This is a genomic window from Lutaonella thermophila, from assembly GCF_055387725.1.
In genome coordinates, this window is sequence record NZ_AP043783.1 from 2,174,438 (window position 1) to 2,195,803 (window position 21,366).

At 34.6% G+C, this 21,366-nt stretch carries 18 protein-coding genes; 14 read left to right on the forward strand and 4 right to left on the reverse strand.

Going from position 1 to position 21,366, the window contains the following annotated elements:
- The first annotated feature begins 6 nt into the window (after positions 1–6).
- The 10 genes from ACZ5CF_RS10345 (at position 7) to ACZ5CF_RS10390 (ending at position 13,717) form a co-directional block, all read left to right on the forward strand.
- Positions 7–1,197 (forward strand): acetyl-CoA C-acyltransferase, encoded by a 1,191-nt coding sequence (locus tag ACZ5CF_RS10345; RefSeq protein ID WP_464579301.1) that lies wholly within the window; start codon positions 7–9, stop codon positions 1,195–1,197.
- A 14-nt stretch (positions 1,198–1,211) separates the two neighbouring features.
- Positions 1,212–3,026, forward strand: a complete 1,815-nt coding sequence (locus ACZ5CF_RS10350; RefSeq protein WP_464579303.1) for an acyl-CoA dehydrogenase family protein — start codon at positions 1,212–1,214, stop codon at positions 3,024–3,026.
- An 84-nt stretch (positions 3,027–3,110) separates the two neighbouring features.
- The gene (locus ACZ5CF_RS10355) at positions 3,111–4,301 is read left to right on the forward strand and encodes a Cif family virulence factor (RefSeq protein ID WP_464579304.1); all 1,191 of its coding nucleotides are present in this window, start codon (positions 3,111–3,113) and stop codon (positions 4,299–4,301) included.
- 2 nt (positions 4,302–4,303) lie between these two features.
- Entirely contained in the window at positions 4,304–5,635 is a 1,332-nt protein-coding gene (locus ACZ5CF_RS10360; protein ID WP_464579306.1) for a M28 family metallopeptidase, read from the forward strand.
- Positions 5,636–5,641: 6 nt separating this feature from the next.
- A complete protein-coding gene (locus ACZ5CF_RS10365) occupies positions 5,642–7,279 on the forward strand; it encodes a M1 family metallopeptidase (protein WP_464579307.1) in 1,638 nt (545 codons plus the stop codon).
- Positions 7,275–7,844, forward strand: coding sequence for a YdeI/OmpD-associated family protein (locus ACZ5CF_RS10370; protein ID WP_464580850.1), 570 nt, complete (start codon positions 7,275–7,277; stop codon positions 7,842–7,844). The genes ACZ5CF_RS10365 and ACZ5CF_RS10370 overlap by 5 nt, the downstream gene beginning before the upstream one ends.
- Before the next feature lie 69 nt (positions 7,845–7,913).
- Positions 7,914–8,468 (forward strand): PepSY domain-containing protein, encoded by a 555-nt coding sequence (locus ACZ5CF_RS10375; RefSeq protein WP_464579308.1) that lies wholly within the window; start codon positions 7,914–7,916, stop codon positions 8,466–8,468.
- Between the two features lie 73 nt (positions 8,469–8,541).
- Entirely contained in the window at positions 8,542–11,736 is a 3,195-nt protein-coding gene (locus ACZ5CF_RS10380) for a VPS10 domain-containing protein (protein WP_464579310.1), read from the forward strand.
- A gap of 95 nt (positions 11,737–11,831) precedes the next feature.
- On the forward strand, positions 11,832–12,410 hold the full coding sequence (locus tag ACZ5CF_RS10385) for a superoxide dismutase family protein (RefSeq protein WP_464579311.1): 579 nt from the start codon (positions 11,832–11,834) through the stop codon (positions 12,408–12,410).
- Positions 12,411–12,502: 92 nt separating this feature from the next.
- Positions 12,503–13,717 (forward strand): LETM1-related biofilm-associated protein, encoded by a 1,215-nt coding sequence (locus ACZ5CF_RS10390; RefSeq protein ID WP_464579312.1) that lies wholly within the window; start codon positions 12,503–12,505, stop codon positions 13,715–13,717.
- Positions 13,718–13,726: 9 nt separating this feature from the next.
- Here ACZ5CF_RS10390 and ACZ5CF_RS10395 read toward each other — a convergent pair whose 3' ends face one another.
- From ACZ5CF_RS10395 to ACZ5CF_RS10405, 3 genes are read right to left on the reverse strand one after another with little or no spacing between them, the layout of a single operon-like run.
- On the reverse strand, positions 13,727–14,482 hold the full coding sequence (locus ACZ5CF_RS10395; protein WP_464579313.1) for a LytR/AlgR family response regulator transcription factor: 756 nt from the start codon (positions 14,480–14,482) through the stop codon (positions 13,727–13,729).
- A gap of 27 nt (positions 14,483–14,509) precedes the next feature.
- On the reverse strand, positions 14,510–14,857 hold the full coding sequence (locus tag ACZ5CF_RS10400; protein WP_464579314.1) for a 2TM domain-containing protein: 348 nt from the start codon (positions 14,855–14,857) through the stop codon (positions 14,510–14,512).
- A gap of 17 nt (positions 14,858–14,874) precedes the next feature.
- On the reverse strand, positions 14,875–16,212 hold the full coding sequence (locus ACZ5CF_RS10405) for a 2TM domain-containing protein (RefSeq protein WP_464579315.1): 1,338 nt from the start codon (positions 16,210–16,212) through the stop codon (positions 14,875–14,877).
- Positions 16,213–16,549: 337 nt separating this feature from the next.
- Between ACZ5CF_RS10405 and ACZ5CF_RS10410 the strand changes: the two genes are divergently transcribed.
- From ACZ5CF_RS10410 to ACZ5CF_RS10425, 4 genes are all read left to right on the forward strand, one after another.
- Entirely contained in the window at positions 16,550–17,605 is a 1,056-nt protein-coding gene (locus ACZ5CF_RS10410; protein WP_464579316.1) for a S66 peptidase family protein, read from the forward strand.
- Entirely contained in the window at positions 17,602–18,108 is a 507-nt protein-coding gene (locus tag ACZ5CF_RS10415; RefSeq protein WP_464579318.1) for a GNAT family N-acetyltransferase, read from the forward strand. Before ACZ5CF_RS10410 ends, ACZ5CF_RS10415 begins: the two co-directional genes overlap by 4 nt.
- A gap of 15 nt (positions 18,109–18,123) precedes the next feature.
- Positions 18,124–18,558 carry a TMEM175 family protein gene (locus ACZ5CF_RS10420; protein ID WP_464579319.1) on the forward strand — a complete coding sequence of 145 codons (435 nt, stop codon included), beginning with the start codon at positions 18,124–18,126 and terminating at the stop codon, positions 18,556–18,558.
- 192 nt (positions 18,559–18,750) lie between these two features.
- Entirely contained in the window at positions 18,751–19,086 is a 336-nt protein-coding gene (locus tag ACZ5CF_RS10425; protein WP_464579320.1) for a hypothetical protein, read from the forward strand.
- Between the two features lies 1 nt (position 19,087).
- Here the strand turns inward: ACZ5CF_RS10425 and recQ are convergent, their stop codons facing one another.
- On the reverse strand, positions 19,088–21,289 hold the full coding sequence (gene recQ / locus ACZ5CF_RS10430) for a DNA helicase RecQ (RefSeq protein WP_464579321.1): 2,202 nt from the start codon (positions 21,287–21,289) through the stop codon (positions 19,088–19,090).
- Positions 21,290–21,366 lie beyond the last annotated feature (77 nt).

A 21,366-nucleotide genomic window follows, 5' to 3' on the forward strand; every position in this document is an offset into this window, starting at 1 on the left:
ACCATTATGAAAACAGCATATATTGTAAAAGCATATAGAACAGCAGTTGGCAAAGCTCCAAAAGGGTTGTTTAGATTTAAAAGACCCGATGAGCTTGCTGCAGAAACAATAGAGTACCTATTAAAAGAGGTGCCTGAATTAGACAAAAAAAGAATTGATGATGTCATTGTAGGAAATGCAATGCCCGAGGCAGAACAAGGGCTAAACATGGCCCGTTTAATCTCGTTAATGGGATTAAAAATTGAAGATGTCCCGGGAGTTACCGTAAACCGTTATTGTGCATCAGGATTAGAAACAATAGCCATTGCAACAGCTAAAATACAAGCCGGAATGGCAGATTGCATTATAGCTGGAGGATCTGAAAGTATGAGCTACATCCCTATGGGAGGTTACAAACCGGTACCGGATTACGAAATTGCAAAGCAAGGACATGAAGACTACTACTGGGGCATGGGGCTTACAGCAGAAGCCGTAGCAAAAGAATACAAAATTGCCAGAGAAGAGCAAGATGAATTTGCACTTAAATCGCACCAAAAAGCCTTAAAAGCCCAAGCAGAAGGTCGTTTTAACAATCAAATTGTGCCTATAGAAGTAGAGCATATTTATGTAGATGAAAACGGAAAAAAGGCCTCTAAAAAATATACTGTAGATAAAGACGAAGGACCAAGAGCAGATACTTCTATTGAAGCACTTTCAAGATTACGCCCTGTATTTGCTGCCGGAGGTAGCGTTACAGCAGGAAATTCATCACAAATGAGCGATGGTGCTGCATTTGTGCTGGTAATGAGCGAAGAAATGGTTAAAGAACTTAATCTAGAACCTGTTGCCAGACTTGTAAGTTATGCTGCAGCAGGAGTACCTCCAAGAATAATGGGAATTGGTCCTGTAAAAGCAATCCCTAAAGCATTAGAACAAGCTGGGTTAAAACAACAAGATGTTGAACTTATAGAGCTTAACGAAGCTTTTGCTTCTCAATCATTAGCTGTAATTAAAACCTTAAACCTTAATCCGGATATTGTAAATGTTAATGGGGGTGCAATCGCTTTAGGTCACCCACTTGGCTGTACCGGAGCTAAACTGTCTGTACAATTGTTTGACGAAATGCGCCAACGTAACATGCAAAGCAAATACGGTATGGTAACCATGTGTGTTGGTACCGGACAAGGAGCAGCAGGTATATATGAATTCATTAATTAAAAAAATAGTAAGCCATGAGCACACAAGAAATAAATAAAGATTTAACACGTGGAGGCGAGTTCTTGGTTAAAGAAACCAAAGCAGAAAACGTTTTCACTCCGGAGGACTTTTCTGAAGAACAAAAAATGATGCGCGACTCTGTTAAAGAGTTCGTAGACAGAGAAATTTGGCCTTTAAAAGAACGTTTCGAGAAAAAAGATTATGCTCTTACAGAAGAAATAATGCGTAAAGCAGGAGAAATGGGGCTCTTAGGAGTTGCCGTTCCCGAAGAATATGGCGGTCTCGGAATGGGTTTTGTAACTACCATGTTGGTTTGCGATTATATTTCGGGGGCAACCGGAAGTATAGCAACAGCATTTGGAGCGCATACCGGTATTGGTACAATGCCTATTTTATTATACGGGACCGAAGAGCAAAAGAAAAAATACATTCCTAAATTAGCTACCGGAGAGTGGTTTGGAGCTTACTGTTTAACAGAACCCGGAGCAGGTAGTGATGCAAATTCTGGCAAAACAAAAGCTGTATTGTCTGAAGACGGAACACACTATAAAATTAGTGGACAAAAAATGTGGATTTCTAATGCCGGATTTGCTAATGTATTTATTGTTTTTGCCCGAATAGAAGACGATAAAAACATTACCGGTTTTATAGTAGAATACGATAAAGATAACCCTAACGGGATTACTTTTGGTGAAGAAGAAAACAAACTTGGTATACACTCCTCTTCTACCAGACAAGTATTCTTTAACGAAACTGTTGTGCCGGTAGAAAATATGCTTTCAGAGCGTGGCAATGGTTTTAAAATTGCTATGAACGCACTAAATGTGGGCAGAATTAAGTTAGCAGCAGCTTGTTTAGACGCTCAAAGAAGAGTAATTACAGAAGCGGTAAAATATGCCAATGAGCGTATTCAGTTTAAAACTCCAATAGCTAAATTTGGTGCTATTAAACAAAAAATAGCCGAAATGGCTACATCCTGCTATGTTGGCGAAGCTGCTTGTTATAGAGCTGCTAAAGATATTGAAGACAGAATAGCAATCAGAATTGCAGAAGGAAACTCTCACCAAGAGGCAGAACTTAAAGGTGTTGAAGAATATGCCATAGAGTGTTCTATTCTTAAAGTAGCTGTTTCAGAAGATATTCAGAATTGCTCAGACGAAGGAATCCAAATTTTTGGTGGTATGGGCTTCTCTGCCGATACTCCTATGGAAGCTGCTTGGCGTGATGCAAGAATCTCTAGGATTTATGAAGGTACTAATGAGATTAACAGAATGTTATCTGTTGGTATGCTCATTAAAAAAGCTATGCGTGGTCATGTAGATTTACTTGGGCCTGCAATGGCTGTAAAAGATGAACTAATGGGTATCCCTTCTTTTGATGTTCCTGATTTTTCTGAATTATTTTCTGAAGAAAAGCAAATTATTAAAAATCTTAAAAAGGCGTTCTTAATGGTTGCTGGTGCTGCTGTACAAAAATATGGTCCGGAATTAGAAGAGCATCAGCAATTACTTATGGCAGCAGCCGATATTTTAATAGAAATTTACATGGCTGAGTCTGCTATACTTCGTGCAGAGAAAAATGCAAAACGCTTTGGCGAAGACAATCAGAAAATACAAATTGCTATGGCTAAACTTAACTTGTTTAATGCCGTAGAGAAAATAAACACAAAGGGCAAAGAAGCTATTGTATCGTTTACCGAAGGAGATGAGCAACGAATGATGCTTATGGGCTTAAAACGATTTACTAAATACACTAATTTGCCTAATGTGGTAGCTTTACGCAATGAAATTGCCGAAAAAGTATCGGCAGAAAATAAGTATTGCTTTTAATCTTAGTTATTTTAAAATTTAATTAAAAAAAACGCTCCTTTAAATTGGAGCGTTTTTTTATATCTTTAATCCAAACTAAAATTTATGCGCTTACTATTTTATTGGTTTGCTCTTATATTTACACTACTTGTTAAGGCCCAGTCTGATACCGAAGTTTTTCTTTTAGATATCATTAGTAATAGTAACAATACTATTCAATTAAAAAGCGCTAAAAACATTTCTAATACAGCAGGGTATGATAATCAGCCTTTTTTTGTAAACGACTCTATTTTGCTTTATGCAGGTACCAATGTAAATCAAACAGATATTGCTGTTTACAACACCCAACATGGTTTAAAGAGTTGGTTTAATTTGTTAACTGAAGGAAGCGAATATTCACCTCAACCTATCCCAAAAAAGAACACTATTTCTGCTGTTAGATTAGATAAAAACGGTTTACAAAGACTTTATGAATATAACGGTAACGGTAACAAGAATGTTATTCTTAATGACTTAGTAGTTGGGTATTATGTTTGGCACAATCCAAATACAATAGTTTCTTTTGTATTAGGCAGCCCTCCTACTTTGGTGATTTCTAATGTTAAGAAACAAAAACACGACACAATTGTAGCTAACATAGGCAGATCTTTCCATAAAATTCCTAACACTAATCTTATTAGTTATATAAGTAAAAATTCAAATGAGTGGACAATCAATAGTATTAATCCTAAAACAAAAAAAACTAAAATATTAGCTAAAACCTTACCTAATGTAGAAGATATGTGTTGGTTGCCCAATGGTACCATATTAATGGGTAAAGACAATATGCTATATTCTTTAAAACCAAAAAAAGATAGTACTTGGCAAGTTGTTGGCTCGCTAAGGAATTTGGGGATAACTAATATTTCTCGGTTAGCTGTTAACCCATCAGGCACTAAATTAGCTGTTGTGGGCTCTCTGGTTTTAAAAAATCCTGAAAATATTATAAACGAATATGTAAATGCGTTTAACACTAAAGATGCTAATAGCCTTGCGGCTATCTTAGCCAACAATATAGCTTTGGTAAACTATCCTAATCAAGAAATCGTATCACAAAAAAAGAACGTTAAAGAATACTTTTCTGAACTATTTAAACAATTTCCTAAAAGTACTTTACAAACAACACATAAAACTATAATTAATAACAAAGTAATTATTACAGAACAGCTTTCGGACAATTCTAAAAAGCAAGAAAGAGTTAGCATTTTTGAAATAAACAATACTACCATAAGCAAAATAACTTTTATAAATAATTAATCATGAAAAAAGCATTTCTGTTTTTCTTTTTTGTAACAGCAGTAGCTTCATCGCAAATAGATTCAAGACTTTACGACATTATTAATGCCGTTTCAGAAGAGCGTTTAGAAAAAGACATAACCACATTAGCAAATTTTGGTACCAGACATACATTAAGCGATACTATTTCTGACACCAGAGGCATAGGTGCTGCAAGGCGCTGGATAAAATCTGAATTTGAAAAAATTAGTAAAGCTTGCGGTAATTGCCTTGAAGTATTTTATCAGAAGAATTTTGTAAAAAAAGGAGATGGCCCACGTATTGTAAAAGATGTGTGGATTGTGAATGTTGTTGCCATACAAAGAGGCAAAAAAAAACCAAATAAATTTGTAATTATGAGTGGCGATATTGATTCTCGAGTTTCAGACCCTAATGATTATACCTCTGATTCTCCGGGAGCAAACGATAATGCAAGTGGTATGGCCGGAACCATAGAAGCAGCCAGGGTACTTAGTAAGTATGAATTTGATAATAGCATTATTTATGTAGGTTTAAGTGGCGAAGAACAAGGATTATATGGCGGTAAAGGATTGGCAGAATATGCTAAAAAAAATAATTGGGAAATTATAGGAGTACTTAATAACGATATGATAGGAAATATAGAAGGCGTAGATGGTGTTATAGACAACAGAACTTTCAGAATTTTTTCTGAACCTGTACCTCCAACCGAAACAGAACGTGAACGAAGAGCCCGAAGGTTTTATGGTGGCGAAGTAGATGGCATATCAAGACAATTAGCCAGATATATTCACAAAACCACCAAAACATATATGCCAGAAATGAATCCGATGATGGTATATAGGTTAGACCGATTTGGAAGAGGTGGCCATCACAGACCTTTTAACGATGTAGGTTTTGCAGGTGTTAGAATTATGGAGGCGCACGAAAACTATAATCGTCAGCATCAAGACATTCGTATTGAAAACGGTATTGCTTATGGCGATGTTATTGAAGGTGTTAATTTTAATTATGCTAAAAAATTAACTGCTGTAAATGCTATTAATTTGGCAAGTTTAGCATGGGCTCCTCCTGCCCCTAAAAATGTTAAAATTGGTGGAATTGTTGCACCGTCTGCTAAGCTTAAATGGGAAAAAGTTCCAGGTGCTGTAGGCTATAAAATATACTGGAGAGACACAACCTCTCCAACTTGGGACTATAGCAGATTTGTAGGTGATGTAAATGAATTTACACTAGAAGGTATTGTAATAGATAATTACTTTTTTGGAGTTGCAGCAGTTGGAAAAGATGGTCATGAAAGTGTTGTTGTTTTCCCTAACGGTATTTTTAGAAACTAAAAAAACATGAAAAAATCAGTTATATTATTTTTTATAAGTTTTATTGCATTTGCAAGTTTTGCTCAACAAACAAAACCAAATTTTACGCGCCAAGATACTCTTAGAGGCTCTATAACTCCAGGGCGCGAGTGGTGGGATTTAACATATTATCATTTAGATATTCAGGTGTTTCCGGAGCTAAAAACTATTAAAGGCAAAAATACTGTACAGTTTAAAGTTTTAAAAAAACAAAGAGTGCTTCAGGTAGATTTACAAGCTCCATTAACCATAACTAAGGTAACGTATAAAGACAAAGAAATTCCTTTTAAAAGTGAAGGGAATGCTCATTTCATAACGCTACCAAAAGCTCCCAAAAAAGGTAGTTTACAAGAAATTGTTGTTTTTTATGAAGGTGCTCCCAGAGAGGCTGTTATGGCACCCTGGGATGGTGGTATCTCATGGAAAAAAGACAATAACAATAATCATTTTATAGCCTCTTCGTGTCAAGGTATTGGCGCAAGTGTTTGGTGGCCTAATAAAGACCATATGTATGATGAAGTAGACAGTATGGATATAAGTGTTAGAGTGCCATCTAATCTTATGAATGTATCAAACGGAAGGCTAAAAAAAGTTGAAAAACATAATGATGGAACAACAACATATCATTGGCATGTTAATAACCCTATAAACAATTATGGTGTAAACATAAATATTGGTGATTATGTACACTTTTCTGAAGCCTTTGAAGGCGAAAAAGGAACTCTGGATATGGATTATTATGTATTACGTTATAACTTAGAAAAAGCAAAGCATCAATTCAAAGATGCTAAAAGAACACTCGAAGCGTTTGAGTATTGGTTTGGCCCCTACCCTTTTTACGAAGATGGTTATAAATTAGTAGAAGTGCCGTACTTAGGCATGGAGCACCAAAGCTCAGTCACCTACGGCAATCAATATAAAAATGGTTATTTAGGTAGAGATTTATCTAACACCGGCTGGGGATTAAAATTTGATTTTATTATTGTTCACGAAACCGGTCATGAGTGGTTTGCCAACAACATAACTTACATAGATATTGCAGACATGTGGATTCATGAAAGCTTTACAGCCTATTCTGAAACACTGTTTTTAGACTATCACTATAGCAAAGAAGCAGCATCTGCCTATGCCAAAGGTGTAAGAGCTATAATTAAAAACGACCGCCCAATTATTGGCTACTACAATGTAAATCATGCAGGGTCTGGAGACATGTATTACAAAGGCTCTAATATGTTGCATACACTAAGACAACTTATTGAAGACGATGAAAAATGGCGACAAATACTTAGGGGTCTAAACAAAACCTTTTATCATAAAACCGTAACTGGCAAACAAATAGAAGATTATTTAAGCCAACAAACCGGTATAGATTTAACCGAGTTTTTTAACCAATACCTTCGTGATACACGAATTCCAACAATAGAATATAAAGTACAAAACCAAAAACTACATTTTAAATACACGAATATTGTTAAAGGATTTGATATGCCTGTTAGGGTATTAATTGATGGAAAGCCCAGCTGGATTTACCCAAATGCTAATTGGAAAAGTGTAGCGTTGCCTTCTTCAGATAGTAGTATTGTTTTTGATGAAGATTTCTACGTAAATCATAAAAAAGTAGATTAATGTGGTAAAAGAACTTTATTTTACAAGAGATGTAGATTGGTATGATTGGCTTTTACACAACCATAAAACCAGCAAAGGAGTTTACCTGATTTTTTATAAAACAGCTTCAGGAATTCCTTCAATGCGTTGGGAAGAAGCAGTTAGAGTGGCGCTGTGTTTTGGCTGGATAGATAGCACCGTTAAAAGCTTGGATAATAATAAAAGACGTCAATATTTTTGTCCGCGTAAACCAAAAAGCGTGTGGAGTGCTTTAAACAAACAACACATTACATACCTCATTAAAAATAACCTAATGCATACCAGCGGATTAGAGGTTATTGAGGCAGCAAAAAAAGATGGCTCTTGGTACGCTTTAGACGATGTAGAAAACTTAATAATTCCTTCGGATTTAAAACAGGCATTTTCTAAAAACAAAGTTGCTTATAACAACTACCAATCTTTTGCTAAGAGCTACAAAAAGGGGTATTTATACTGGTTAAATCAAGCTAAAAGAGCAGAAACAAGACAAAACAGAATAACTACAATAATTAAGCTTTGTGAGCAAGGCAAAAAAACCAGAATGTAGCCTTAACAGGCTTTTAAGAAATTTTACTTTCATTTTTTCTAAATTCACCCTCCAAATAAGTTGTAAGTTTTGCAAAGAATACGTCAACTCGCCAAACAGGTACGTTTTTACAGAAAAATACATCGCTACATAGCAATCATATCAGTAGCTTTTATGTTTATTATGGGGGCTACCGGGTTACTTTTAGCTTGGAAATCTGAGTTAAAATTGGCTCCTAAAACCCAGCAAAGTAAAGCTCAAGAAAATACGTTATTGCCTCTTTCTTTAATAGAGCATAAAGCTCTGTTTTATGCCGATTCTTTACAGTTAGATAAAACTATAAACAGAATAGATTACAGACCATCTAAAGGCATCGCAAAAGTTAGATTTGAAACACATTTTACAGAGTTACAAATAGATTGTTATTCAGGTAAGTTAATCTCTGTAAAACAGCGCACAGCAGATATTGTTGAAATGATTCATGATGGTTCTATTATAGATTTTATCTTTAAAACTAAGTCAGAGCCCGCCAAACTTTTGTATTCAACACTGGCTTCGTTAGCCTTACTTTTACTTTCTTTTAGTGGCTTTTGGTTATGGCTTAAACCCAAGCAAATAAAAAAGCAAAAAGTAAAAAAGCATTAACAACTTATTAAGAAAACTATTAAGCCTTTTCGTTACCTTTATACACTCAGTTTAACTAACCAAAAATAGCTCAATGAAATCACGTTTTTTCTTTGCGATACTACTTCTTGTATCGTTCAGCTTAAGTAGTCAAGAATTATCAATGGATCTTATTCAAGATCTTAAACCCAGAAACATCGGTCCGGGAGGCATGTCTGGTAGAGTTACTGCTATAGATGTAGTGCATAGTAATCCAGACATAATGTACGTTGGTACTGCATCGGGAGGTTTATGGAAATCTACTTCCGGTGGAATTAAATGGGAACCGATTTTTGATAAAGAAGTAACAGCCTCTATTGGTGCCGTTGCAATTCAACAATCAAATCCAAGTGTAATTTGGGTTGGTACCGGAGAAGGTAATCCCAGAAATAGCTTAAATGGCGGTTATGGCATTTATAAAAGTTTAGATGGTGGTAAGAGTTGGAAACTAATGGGATTAGAAAAAACCAGACACATTCACAGAGTTATTATAGACCCAACAGACCCAAATACTGTTTATGTAGGAGCTATTGGTTCTCCTTGGGGTGAACATCCTGAAAGAGGTGTATATAAAACAACCGATGGGGGTGAAACTTGGGAGAAAATTCTTTTTGTAAACAATAAAACAGGTGCTGCAGATTTGGTGATGGATCCTACAAATCCCAACAAACTTATTGCAGCCATGTGGGAACATAAAAGAGAGCCGTGGTTTTTTACTTCGGGCGGAAAAGGCAGTGGGTTATACATAACACACGATAAAGGTAAAACCTGGAAAAAAATAACACACGAAGACGGTTTGCCTAAAGGAGATTTAGGGCGTATGGGAATTGCCATTGCTGCAAATAAACCGAATATTGTATATGCACTTGTAGAAGCTAAAAAAAATGCATTATACAAATCTGAAGATGGAGGGTTTACTTGGAAAAAAATAAATGATAAAAACGATATTGGTAACAGACCTTTTTATTACTCTGAAATTTACGTTGACCCACAAAACGAAAATAGAGTTTACTCTATATTCACCTATGTTAATGTATCTGAAGATGGCGGTAAAAGCTTCAAGCAATTAATGCCGGCGTATGGTGTAGATAATGGTGTTCATCCGGACCATCATGCCTGGTGGATTCATCCAAAAGATGGAAGCTTTATGATAGACGGTAATGATGGCGGATTAAATATTACTTACGATGGTGGTAAAACATGGCGTTTTATTGGGAATCTTCCGGTTGCTCAGTTCTATCATATAGCAGTAGATAATGAGTTCCCTTACAATGTATATGGCGGTATGCAGGATAATGGTTCTTGGCGCGGACCCGCTTATGTTTGGCGTGCTCAAGGCATACGAAACGATTACTGGCAAGAAATTTCTTTTGGTGATGGCTTTGACGTAGTGCCTGATAAAGATAACTCACAATACGGGTGGTCTATGAGTCAGCAAGGCTTTGTAAGTAGATATGATTGGAAAACCGGAAATAACTATACTGTTAGACCAACACATCCGGATCCGGATGTAAAATTACGCTTTAATTGGAATGCTGCTATTGGCCAAGACCCATTTGATAATAGTACAATATACTTTGGTAGTCAATTTGTACATAAAAGCACAGATAAGGGTTTAACCTGGACAGTCATTTCGCCAGATTTAACTACAAACGATCCGGAAAAACAACGCCAGCATGAAAGTGGTGGTTTAACCATGGACGCTACCGGAGCAGAAAACCATTGTACCATTTTAGTTATAGAACCATCACCAATAGAAAAAGATATGCTTTGGGTTGGCACAGACGATGGTAGAGTGCATTACACTCAAGATGGTGGTAAAACATGGATAGAAGTTACCAAAAATATTAAAGGGCTACCAAAAGGAAGCTGGATACCACAAATTAAAGCATCTAACAAACGTAAAGGTGAAGCTTTGTTGATAGCTAATGATTACAGACGATTTAACTATACCCCTTACGCATATAGAACTCGAGACTATGGTAAAACATGGGAGCGTATTGTAGATGAAAATGATGTTGAAAGTTATACGCTAAGTATTGTTGAAGATATTGAAGAACCTAATTTGCTATTTTTAGGTACAGACGATGGTTTATACGTTTCTATAAATGCAGGTAAATCATGGAAAAAATGGACTGAAGGCTTCCCTACCGTTTCAACCAAAGATCTTGTAATTCATCCAAGAGAACACGATTTGGTTATTGGTACGTTTGGTAGAGCTGCTTGGGTATTAGACGATATAAGACCCCTTAGAGCATTAGCAAAAGACGCCTCTATTTTAGATAAAGAAATTAAAATCTTCAATCCTCCTACAGCATATCAAGCTGCTTACCAACAACCCACAGGTAGTAGGTTTGGTGCAGATGCTATATACAATGGACAAAACAGGCGTAGAGGAGCAATGCTAACTTATTACATCAACAAAAAAGAAGATTCAGAAAAAGACTCTGATAATGATACTAAGAAAGATACAGCAAAACCTAAAACATCAAGCAAAGATTCTATAACCATTAAAATTTTTGATGGAGATAGACTTATACGTACGCTTAAACAAAAAGCTCCAAAGAAAAAAGGATTTCACAGAACATACTGGAACTTAGATGAGAAAGGACCGGATAGACCTTCTAGAACGCTTAGAAAACGTACTAGAGAACCCGGAGGTGTAGCTGTAAAACCCGGAACTTATAAAGTAAAAATAATGTATGGTAACACTACAGATTCTACTACGGTTACCGTAAAGTCAGACCCTCGTTTACAAATATCTACTAAAGCAATAGAAGAGCGTTATGCGGCTGGTAAAAAACTAGAAAAATATACTCAAACAGCTGCAGATGCAGTAAAACAGTTAGTAGAAAGTAAAGAAATTGCTAAAGAGTACCAGAAAAAGCTGTCTAAATTAGATAAAGAAAAATACAAAGAGCAGATTAAAGCTTCTAAAGATGTTGTAAAGAAAATAGATAGTGTTATTGCGTTGTACTTAGGTAAAGTAGATAAAAGACAGGGAATTACAAGAAACCCTGAACCTAACGTTATGCAAAGAATTGGTACAGCTAATTATTACTCTGCAACAAGACCTAATGGGTTAACAGAAACCGAAAAACAATTAATTGAGCAAGCTAAAAACGCTTTAGAAGACGCCTTAAACAATACTAATTCTTTCTTTAATAACGATTGGAAAACTTACAAAGAGCAAATACAACAACTAGAAATTTCTCTGTTTAAAGAAACTAAAATTTTTAGCATAAACTAGTAAATAAAAGCCTCTTGAAAAATTCAAGAGGCTTTTTATAATTTGCAGGAGGGAAAATAACTGTTTACCTTAGTATAAACTAAAAAATAACAATCATGAAAAAAATAGCACTTCTGTTTTCTATAGCAACATTAACATTTACAACTGCTTGCAAAAAAGAGAAAAAAAAGAGCGAAGAAGTAGTAAAAGAGGTAGAAGAAGTTATAACTGAAACCGAAACAGTTAAAAAATTAAAAATAACGCTGAGCCCAAAAAGCGGAAGCAATGCCCAAGGAGAAGTAACCTTTACAGAAAAAGATGGTGTTGTTACTATGGAAGCTCATTTAAATGGCTTAGAAGAGGGAGTTCATGCCATACATATTCATGAAAAAGCAGATTGTTCTGCAGAAGATGGCACATCTACCGGAGGCCACTGGAACCCTACATTTAAACCACATGGAAAATGGGGTGATGAAGCAGGCTATCACAAAGGAGACATTGGTAACTTTACAGCAGATGCTTCCGGGCATGGTATGATTACTTTTACTACAGATGAATGGTGTATTGGTTGTGATGACGAAACAAAAAACATTTTAGGTAAAGCTGTAATTGTGCATGCCGGTGCAGACGACTTTACTACACAGCCTACCGGAGCTGCCGGTGGCAGAGTTAGTTGTGGTGGTATTATAGAATAAATATTATAATTACAATGGTTTTAAAGCTGCTTTTTTTAAGCAGCTTTTTTTTAATAACTTAAGTTTATATTTACAGTTGTAAAGCTATAACTATGAACCCCTCTGCATCTGGTTGGATTGAAAAATTTGGTTCTTTACTTGGCAAACAAAAGCCCTTGTACAGCAACTATACAGATTTGTATGATGGCTTAAAAAATATGGGCTTTATTTACGGGCTAAATGTAACCTTGCCCGATGTGTTAAAAACCGAACACGAACCTTCGCATGATGAGCTTGCAAAAGTTAATTTACTGGTTGCTCTTTATCATATTTATTTGTTTGAAACCAAAACCAAAACTTTTGATGGTTTTATTAATACATTGTACGATTTCTATAAAGAACTGCAAGAAAGCAATGCTACTTTTTGGGAAATGCTTTTTGGTCCGCAAAAAACTAGTGCAGCTCTAGAAAAAATTATACATAATAGAGTACAAATAGATGATAATATTCTAACCAAAAACTTTAACAAACTGGTTACCAACTCGTTGTTGTTTGTAGATGCTCTAGCCTTTAAAAAATGGTTGAAAAAACAAAATTCTGCCAAATCTTACGCTGCCCAATTAGAAAGCTTACTCTTAAATATTACCTACAAAGCATTAAACTCTAAAAAAGAAAAAACACCCTACGATGTACAACTTGTTAAACTTTTTGAAACTTCAATAACGTACGCACAACTAAATAATAATATAGTTGATGACCTTAATCAGCTTGATTTTAAAAGATATGATGAAATAGAAAAAAAGTACTTTTTAGATTTAGCTTGTTTAGCCGTATGGGACGATAATATTTTAGAGCATAACGAATCTGATTTTATTTTTACTTTAGGAAAAAACATGAATTTAGATCGTGCTCTGGTAGAGCGGTCACTTTCTCAAGTAACTTATTTTTACAATTCCTATAAAAATCAAATATCTATACTACAAGAATCTAATTTAGTTAAGAATTTTTACGATAATACCAGCTTGCTTGTTAAGAAGCTTATTTTAAGAAATAAAAAGAGGTTACAGAAAGAGCTGTCAGAGAGCAAAGAACTTTTAGCATTGTTAGCCAAAGCTACATCACAAGAATTAACTAAAGAAGAGCGCGAAAAAGTAAAATCCCAGTTGTTAGATATTTTTAAAAGCATACCTTCTTTAGCTATTTTTGCCTTGCCCGGAGGCGCGGTTCTGTTGCCCCTTTTTGTTAAATTAATTCCTAATTTACTGCCTTCTTCTTTTGATGAAAACAGGGTTGATGAAACAACTAACCCTAAAAAAACAAAAAGCTAGTATTATTTTTTACTCTAACCAATTTTTAAAGTCTTTTACACGCTCTCGAGCAACAATAATTTCGGTATCGCTATAAGTGTTTAATTTTATTTTTAATCTAGAATTGGTGTAGCTAACAATATCTTTAATAGCGTTAACATTTATAAAAAACTTTCTGTTAATTCTAAAAAAAATAGCAGGTTCTAATTCATTTTCAAGCTGCTCTAAGGTGGTATCTAACAAATAATTTCTACCGTCTGATGTATACAAATATGTTCCTTTATTTTCACTGTAAAAACACTCAATCTCATCAACATTTATAAGTTTTATGTGCTGACCAACTTTAACAGAAAACCTTTTTTTGTATTCTCTATCTAACGGATTTACAAGTAGGTTTTTTATATCATTAAAATCTATCGCCACGCTTTGTTTGGGTGGTATTCTATTTTCGTATTTTTTTATGGCTGCTTGCAAATCTGATTCTGCTATTGGTTTAAGCAAATAATCTATACTGTTTAGTTTAAATGCTTGGAGTGCATATTCATCATAGGCAGTTGTAAATATTACTGCAGAGTTAATTGTTACAGCTTCAAAAATCTCAAACGAAAGGCCATCGCTTAATTGAATATCTAAAAAAATCAAATCAGGATGTTCATTATTAGAAAACCACGTTATAGATTCTTCTACACTATGCAACAGCGCTTTAACATTTAAATTTTGTTTAGAAACTAACCGCTCTAAGCGTCTTGCAGATGGCTTTTCGTCTTCAATTATAATTACATTCATTGCTATATATTGAATCTTTTTAATAGATTATTTGTACTTGTACGTATTGCGTTTTTCTTTTTCTAAAAACTCTTTTATTTTCCTTTCTTCCCAGTCTCTTCCAAAAAACACTTGAAATCCAAAAACACCCAACCCATGAAAAAAGAGTCCTATTCCCCAAAAAAACGGTGTTGCAAAAGTTCCGAAAGTCCAGAACGAGTCGCCATCATCTAAATTAACAGCTATTACTACAAGTAAAAATATATTAACTAAAAGGTATGAAACCGCATGCCAAAAGAAACCTTTTATTTGATCTAATCTTTTTTTGGCTCGTAAATAGGCTTCTTCTTCGGCCATTACTGCCTTATATTTTTCTTCAAAATTTTCAGTATTCATATTCATAATTTTGTTTTTTATTTCCATTTATTACGCTTTTCTTGCTCCATAAACTCTTTGATTTTTCGAGCTTCCCAGTCTGTTCCAAAAATTCCGTCGTTCACATAAACTTTATAGGCATGAAAAGCCAACCCTATACCCCAACCTATCATTGGAAACCAAAACCACTGAAAATGCCATGAGGTTCTGTAGTTTATAAAAATTAAAAACGGAATTACTAAACAATACGAGAGTAAAGAATAGTAAAATCCTTTAAGTTCTTCTACATGCTTTTTTGCTCTGATGTAGGCTTCGTTAAAATCTGTTTCTTGTTTCATGATTGATACTTTTTTTGTGAGCATAGGAATTGCAACTGCAAACTTCCCATTCTCTTGGTTAATTAAAACTTTTCTGTCTGTTAATAGTTTGTAGCGTTGATTAATATTATTTAGCCCTACTCCGCTACTTTTTTTTACTATTTGTTTGGGCTGTAATGTGTTCTCTACTATAAGATTTCCTTGTTTTTCGTAAATAGATATATGCAATGGTTTTTTAGCGGTTACCGTATTGTGTTTTACAGCATTTTCTAAAAGTAATTGCAGTGATAATGGTACAACTTTACTCTCCGGATTAGAAGCTCGTTCGGGTATTGTGAAAACAATACTATCTTCAAATCTCATTTTTAATAAAGACATATAAGTTTTGGCAAAATCTAACTCTTCATCTACCGTAACTAAATCTTTATTTTTTTGCTCTAATACATAGCGGTACACTTTAGATAACCCTGTGGTAAACTCTTGTGCGTTTTCAGGACTCTCTTCTATTAAACTGGTTAAAACGTTTAAGCTATTAAACAGAAAATGCGGATCTAATTGATTTTTAAGCGCATCAAACCTTGCGCTTGCTGTCCCGGCTATTACCTGATGTTCTTTTACCTTGCGTTCTTGTAATGCTTTATAAAAATAAAAAGCATGAAAAAAGAGTGATAATACTAAGGTGATTACTAATGCAACAACATAAAAACTGGCTCTTTCTTCTGATATAAATTCTTGCCAAGATTCTCTCTCTATAACAACTTCTGTAATTATTCTAATAAAAAACACAGACATCATGGTTAATACTACAGAGCCCCCTGCACCAATAAGAAGTCGTTTTTTATTAAACCTGTCTTCTCTGAATTTTATATCTAAAAAATCAAAAAACACTGAGTTTACCATATATAAAGTAATAGCGTACAACTGGTTGTATAAAAAGTCTATTAGCAAACTATTGTCTAGTTTAAAATAATTACCGGATACCATGTTAAAACCGGTTAAGACTATAAATACAAATACACCAATTAAAAAGGCTTTTGCTATTTCTTTAACTATTTTCATTTATACGTGTTTATTGATACTAATTTTTAAAAATTAGTGTGTTGTTATTATTGCTTTTAAAGGTAACAAAAAGATTAGCGCTTACTTTCTCTAATTTAAAAGTGTTTAACCTTTCTGTATCACTAGGTTTAGCAAAGCTGCAGAATGTGGTTAAAAGCATTGATAATAAAATTAAAATTAACCTGAGCATTTTGTGTTTTTTAAATTAATTACACCCCAAAAGTCTATTATTAACTTCTTTTATTAAAAAACCAATTACCGAAATGTCTATTTTTAAAGACGAATTGTTGAATGAGCTAAATACTATTATCTTTATAACTATACTTAATTTATTATTATGCAGCGAAGAACATTTATACAGTCTGCCGTTGGTGGTACTGTTTTAAGTTTACTACCCGGTTTTGCTAAAGCTACTGCTTTGCATGAATCAAAATTTACCTCAAAAAAGATTAAACCAAAAAGATTAAAACCAGGTGATACCATAGCGCTTATAGCTCCCGGATTCGCGGTGTCAGAAGATAAACTTGAAGCTGCTAAAAAGTATATTAAAGACTTAGGTTTTGTGCCTTATCATACCCATAGAATACTTGGTAATGAAGGATATTTTAGTAATACAGACAAAGAACGCCTTGCCGATTTGCATGAAGCTTTTGAAAACAAAAACGTAGACGGAATTATTTGTGCAAGAGGCGGTTATGGCTGCACACGCATTCTCTCTGATATAGACTATAACTTAATAAAAAACAACCCAAAAGTATTAATGGGTTATAGCGATATTACTGCTTTGTTGAATGCGATTTATCAGGAAACCGGATTAATTACTTTTCATGGTCCGGTGGCATCAGCTTTTAAAACACCCTTTGAAATAGAAAACTTTACTAAAATAATAACCACTCCTAAAAAACAAACACAGCTTTCTATCTACACAGAAGACAGTGCTCTTTATACAGAAAATCCGGAGTTTGAACGATATACAATTGTTCCCGGAGAAGCCTCAGGAGAACTTGCAGGCGGAAACCTATCGTTATTAGCTGCAATGGCAGGAACTCCTTATGAAGTAGCTTTAGAAAACAAAATTGTTTTTCTGGAAGATATAGAAGAACAGCCTTACAGAATAGATAGAATGCTTACTCAGCTAATAGAAACCGGTAAATTGGCTAAAGCTAAAGCAATTGTACTTGGTATTTTTAAAGGCTGTAACCATTCTTCTAATCCATTATCATATACTTTAAAACAAGTACTATTAGATAGAATTAAGCCACTTGGCATTCCGGCTGCATATGGTTTTTCTATCGGACACATAGAAAATCAAATTACGTTGCCGGTTGGTGCTAAAGCAACCGTAAACACCAATAATCTTACAATAACCATCAATGAAACTGCTGTAACATGATAGTATTTAAAACTAACAGATTAACCGTTAGGCAACTAACATATAATGATTTAGAGGGGTTTCATGAGCTTCAAAGTAACAAAAATGTTATGCTGTTTACCTCTGGTAAACCCATGACAATAGACGAAAATAAAACCGATCTAAAAAAAGTTATAACCCATTACCATACACCAAACAATACTTTTTGGGTTTGGGCTGTAACGTGTGGCGAACAATTTATTGGTACAGTAGCTTTAATAAAAAATAAACAAGACGAATGGGAAATTGGGTATAGATTATTAGAAAAATATTGGGGAAACGGTTTTGGAAAAGAACTTGTAAACGGTTTAATAGAGTATGCCTTCTCCCAAAAAAACATAACTTCTTTAATTGCTTATGTTGATAAAAACAATAAAGCCTCTGTAGCCATTTTACAACAGTTTTTTAAGCCGGACAACACTTATAAACCAGATAATTGTTGTGATTTAAAGTTTGTAGTAAACAAGCAAAAACATTACACATAACCTAAATATAAAACCATGAAATCAGGAAGATTAGAAGCCTTTAGTGATGGTGTTTTAGCAATAGTTATCACTATTATGGTTTTAGAAATGAAAGCGCCTCACGATACATCTTTAGAGGCACTGCTTGCTATAAGTCCGGTTTTTATTAGCTATCTGGTAAGTTTTATTTATTTAGGTATTTATTGGAATAATCATCACCATTTACTTCAGGTAACTCAACACGTTAATGGCAGTATACTTTGGGCTAATTTACACTTACTTTTTTGGCTATCACTAATTCCGTTTGCTACAAGTTGGGTTGGAGAAAACCACGTAGAATCGTTACCAATTGCACTTTATGGCGCAGTATTATTAATGAGTGCTATTGCATACAGAATATTAGAGCTCGCCTTAATAAAATATCACGATGATAATTTTCCGTTAAAAAAAACAACAAAAAAAAGGGGTTAAAGAACTATCTTCTATTGCCTTATATGCAATTGCAATTCCGTTGGCTTTTGTAAATAGTTGGTTATCTGTAGCTCTGTATGTTTTGGTTGCCATACTTTGGATTATACCTAGTAAAAAATTAGAAAAGGCAGTAGCAAATAATACATAAAAAATAAAAGCACTAACCCAAGCGTTAGTTTAAAAACAATTTTAATGAATACACCACAAGAAAGTGCCATTGCTCATGCAAAAATGCGAGCCATAGAAGCTAACACTGTTAATATGGAAATTGGTCAATGTATGTTAGATATTGAAGCTAACAATAAACAAAATGCAGAGTTTCCGTTACAGTTTATTGCTTTTGCCGAAAAAATTAAAGGAAAGTTAGATGATTCTGAAAACCAATTGCTATCGCTTTTAACTCAAAAAGTATTGTTATACCAAAAGGCTACAACAGAGAATTTTAAACTTATTTTAGAGTTGGCTAACAACCAGAGAATTAGAACAGAAAACGCCATAAAAAATTACGAGGAAGTAGCCAAACAATAAATTAGTTGGCTACTTCACTTATAAACTTAATTCGGTAGAGTCTAAGTTCTTCGTCTTCATATTCTCCGTCAAATTCTTCTAAAGCAACAGAAATCCTATCGGTTTCAGCTTCTAAAAAGTAATCATGAAGCTCTTCTTGTTGCTCATCATCCAGAATTTCATCAATCCAATATGAGATATCTAACTTTGTACCGCTATACACTATTTGCTCCATTTCTTTAATAAACTCTTCCATCTCTAACCCTTTTGCAGAGGCAATATCGGGTAACGGAAGTTTTCTATCTACATTCTGTATAATATATAATTTAATACCCGATTTAGCGCCGGTACTTTTAACTACTAAATCATCAGGTCTTACTATATCGTGTTCTTCTACATATTTAGCAATCAGGTCTGCAAATGGTTTTCCGTATTTATTGGCTTTACCTTCACCTACTCCATGAACCTGTGTGAGTTCTTTAACAGTCACCGGGTATTTAAGTGCCATATCTTCTAAAGATGGATCTTGAAAAATCACAAACGGGGGTACTCCCAGTTTTTTTGCTTGACTTTTTCTGAGGTCTTTAAGCATGTTGAGCAATTTTTCATCAGCAGCCCCACCTCCACTCTTTGCAGCAGTTATAATGCTATCATCTGTTGTTTCATCGTATACATGGTCTTCGGTCATCATAAAAGATTCCGGCTTGTTTAAAAATGCATGCCCGGATTCGGTTAAATGTAATACGCCGTATTGCTCTATTTCTTTTTTAATTAAACCGGCAACCAAAACCTGACGAATAAGGGCCATCCAATGCTTATCGTCTTTATCATCTCCAATTCCAAAAAAGTCTTGCTCGTTAGCCTTATACGATTTCACTAAGGCTGTTACCTTACCAATTAGGGTGTTTATTACTTCTTTTGCTTTAAACTTCTCGTTAGTACCTTTAATTACGGTTAGCAGTTTAACAACATCATCTTTGGCTTCTTTTTTCTTTTTGGGGTTTCTAACATTATCGTCCATATCTGCCCCTTCGCCATTTACCTCATCAAATTCTTCTCCAAAATAATGTAGTATAAATTTTCTTCTAGAAATTGAGGTTTCTGCATAGGCTACCATATCTTGAAGCAATGCATGACCTATTTCTTGTTCTGCTACCGGTTTTCCCGACATAAACTTCTCGAGCTTCTCTATATCTTTATACGAATAAAAAGCTAGGCAATGTCCTTCTCCTCCATCTCTTCCGGCTCTTCCGGTTTCTTGATAATAACTTTCTATGCTTTTAGGTATATCATGATGAATTACAAACCGAACATCGGGCTTATCTATTCCCATACCAAATGCAATTGTAGCCACAACTACATCTGCCTCTTCCATTAAAAACATGTCTTGATGCTTAGCCCTTGTTTTACTGTCTAATCCGGCATGATATGGTACTGCATTAATACCATTAACTTGTAATACTTGAGCAAGCTCTTCTACACGTTTTCTGCTTAAACAGTAAACAATACCGGATTTATTAGGATTTTGTTTAATAAATCTAATAATATCTGCATCTACATTTTTGGTTTTTGGGCGTACTTCGTAATATAAATTAGGACGGTTAAAAGAGGCTTTAAAAACCTGGGCATCTGTCATCCCCAAGTTTTTTAAAATATCTTCTTGAACCTTTGGTGTTGCAGTAGCGGTAAGTGCTATAATTGGAATATTATCACCAAGTTTTGCTATTATATTGCGAAGATTTCTGTATTCCGGCCTAAAATCGTGACCCCATTCAGAAATACAATGCGCCTCATCTACAGCAACAAATGATATGGTTACAGATTGTAAAAAATTTATATAATCTTCTTTGGTAAGAGACTCCGGAGCAACATACAACAGTTTTGTAATGCCACTTGTAATGTCTGACATTACTTGTTTTACTTCGGTTTTTGTAAGTGATGAGTTTAAAACATGGGCTACACCTTTGTTTTCAGATACTCCTCTAATAGCGTCAACTTGGTTTTTCATCAGTGCTATAAGCGGAGAGACAACAATGGCCGTGCCTTCTTGTACTAGTGCAGGTAATTGGTAGCATAAAGACTTCCCTCCACCTGTGGGCATAATAACAAATGTATTGCTGCCCTCAATTACACTTTTTATAACATCTTCTTGTAATCCCTTAAAACTGCTAAACCCGAAATACTGTTTTAGCGAAGCGTGTAAATCAATTTCGGCTAAACTCATGCTGTCATTTTACTATTTTATATACTTTTGCAGTACTTAAATATACAAATTCTTGTACATTAAAACCACTAAATTAA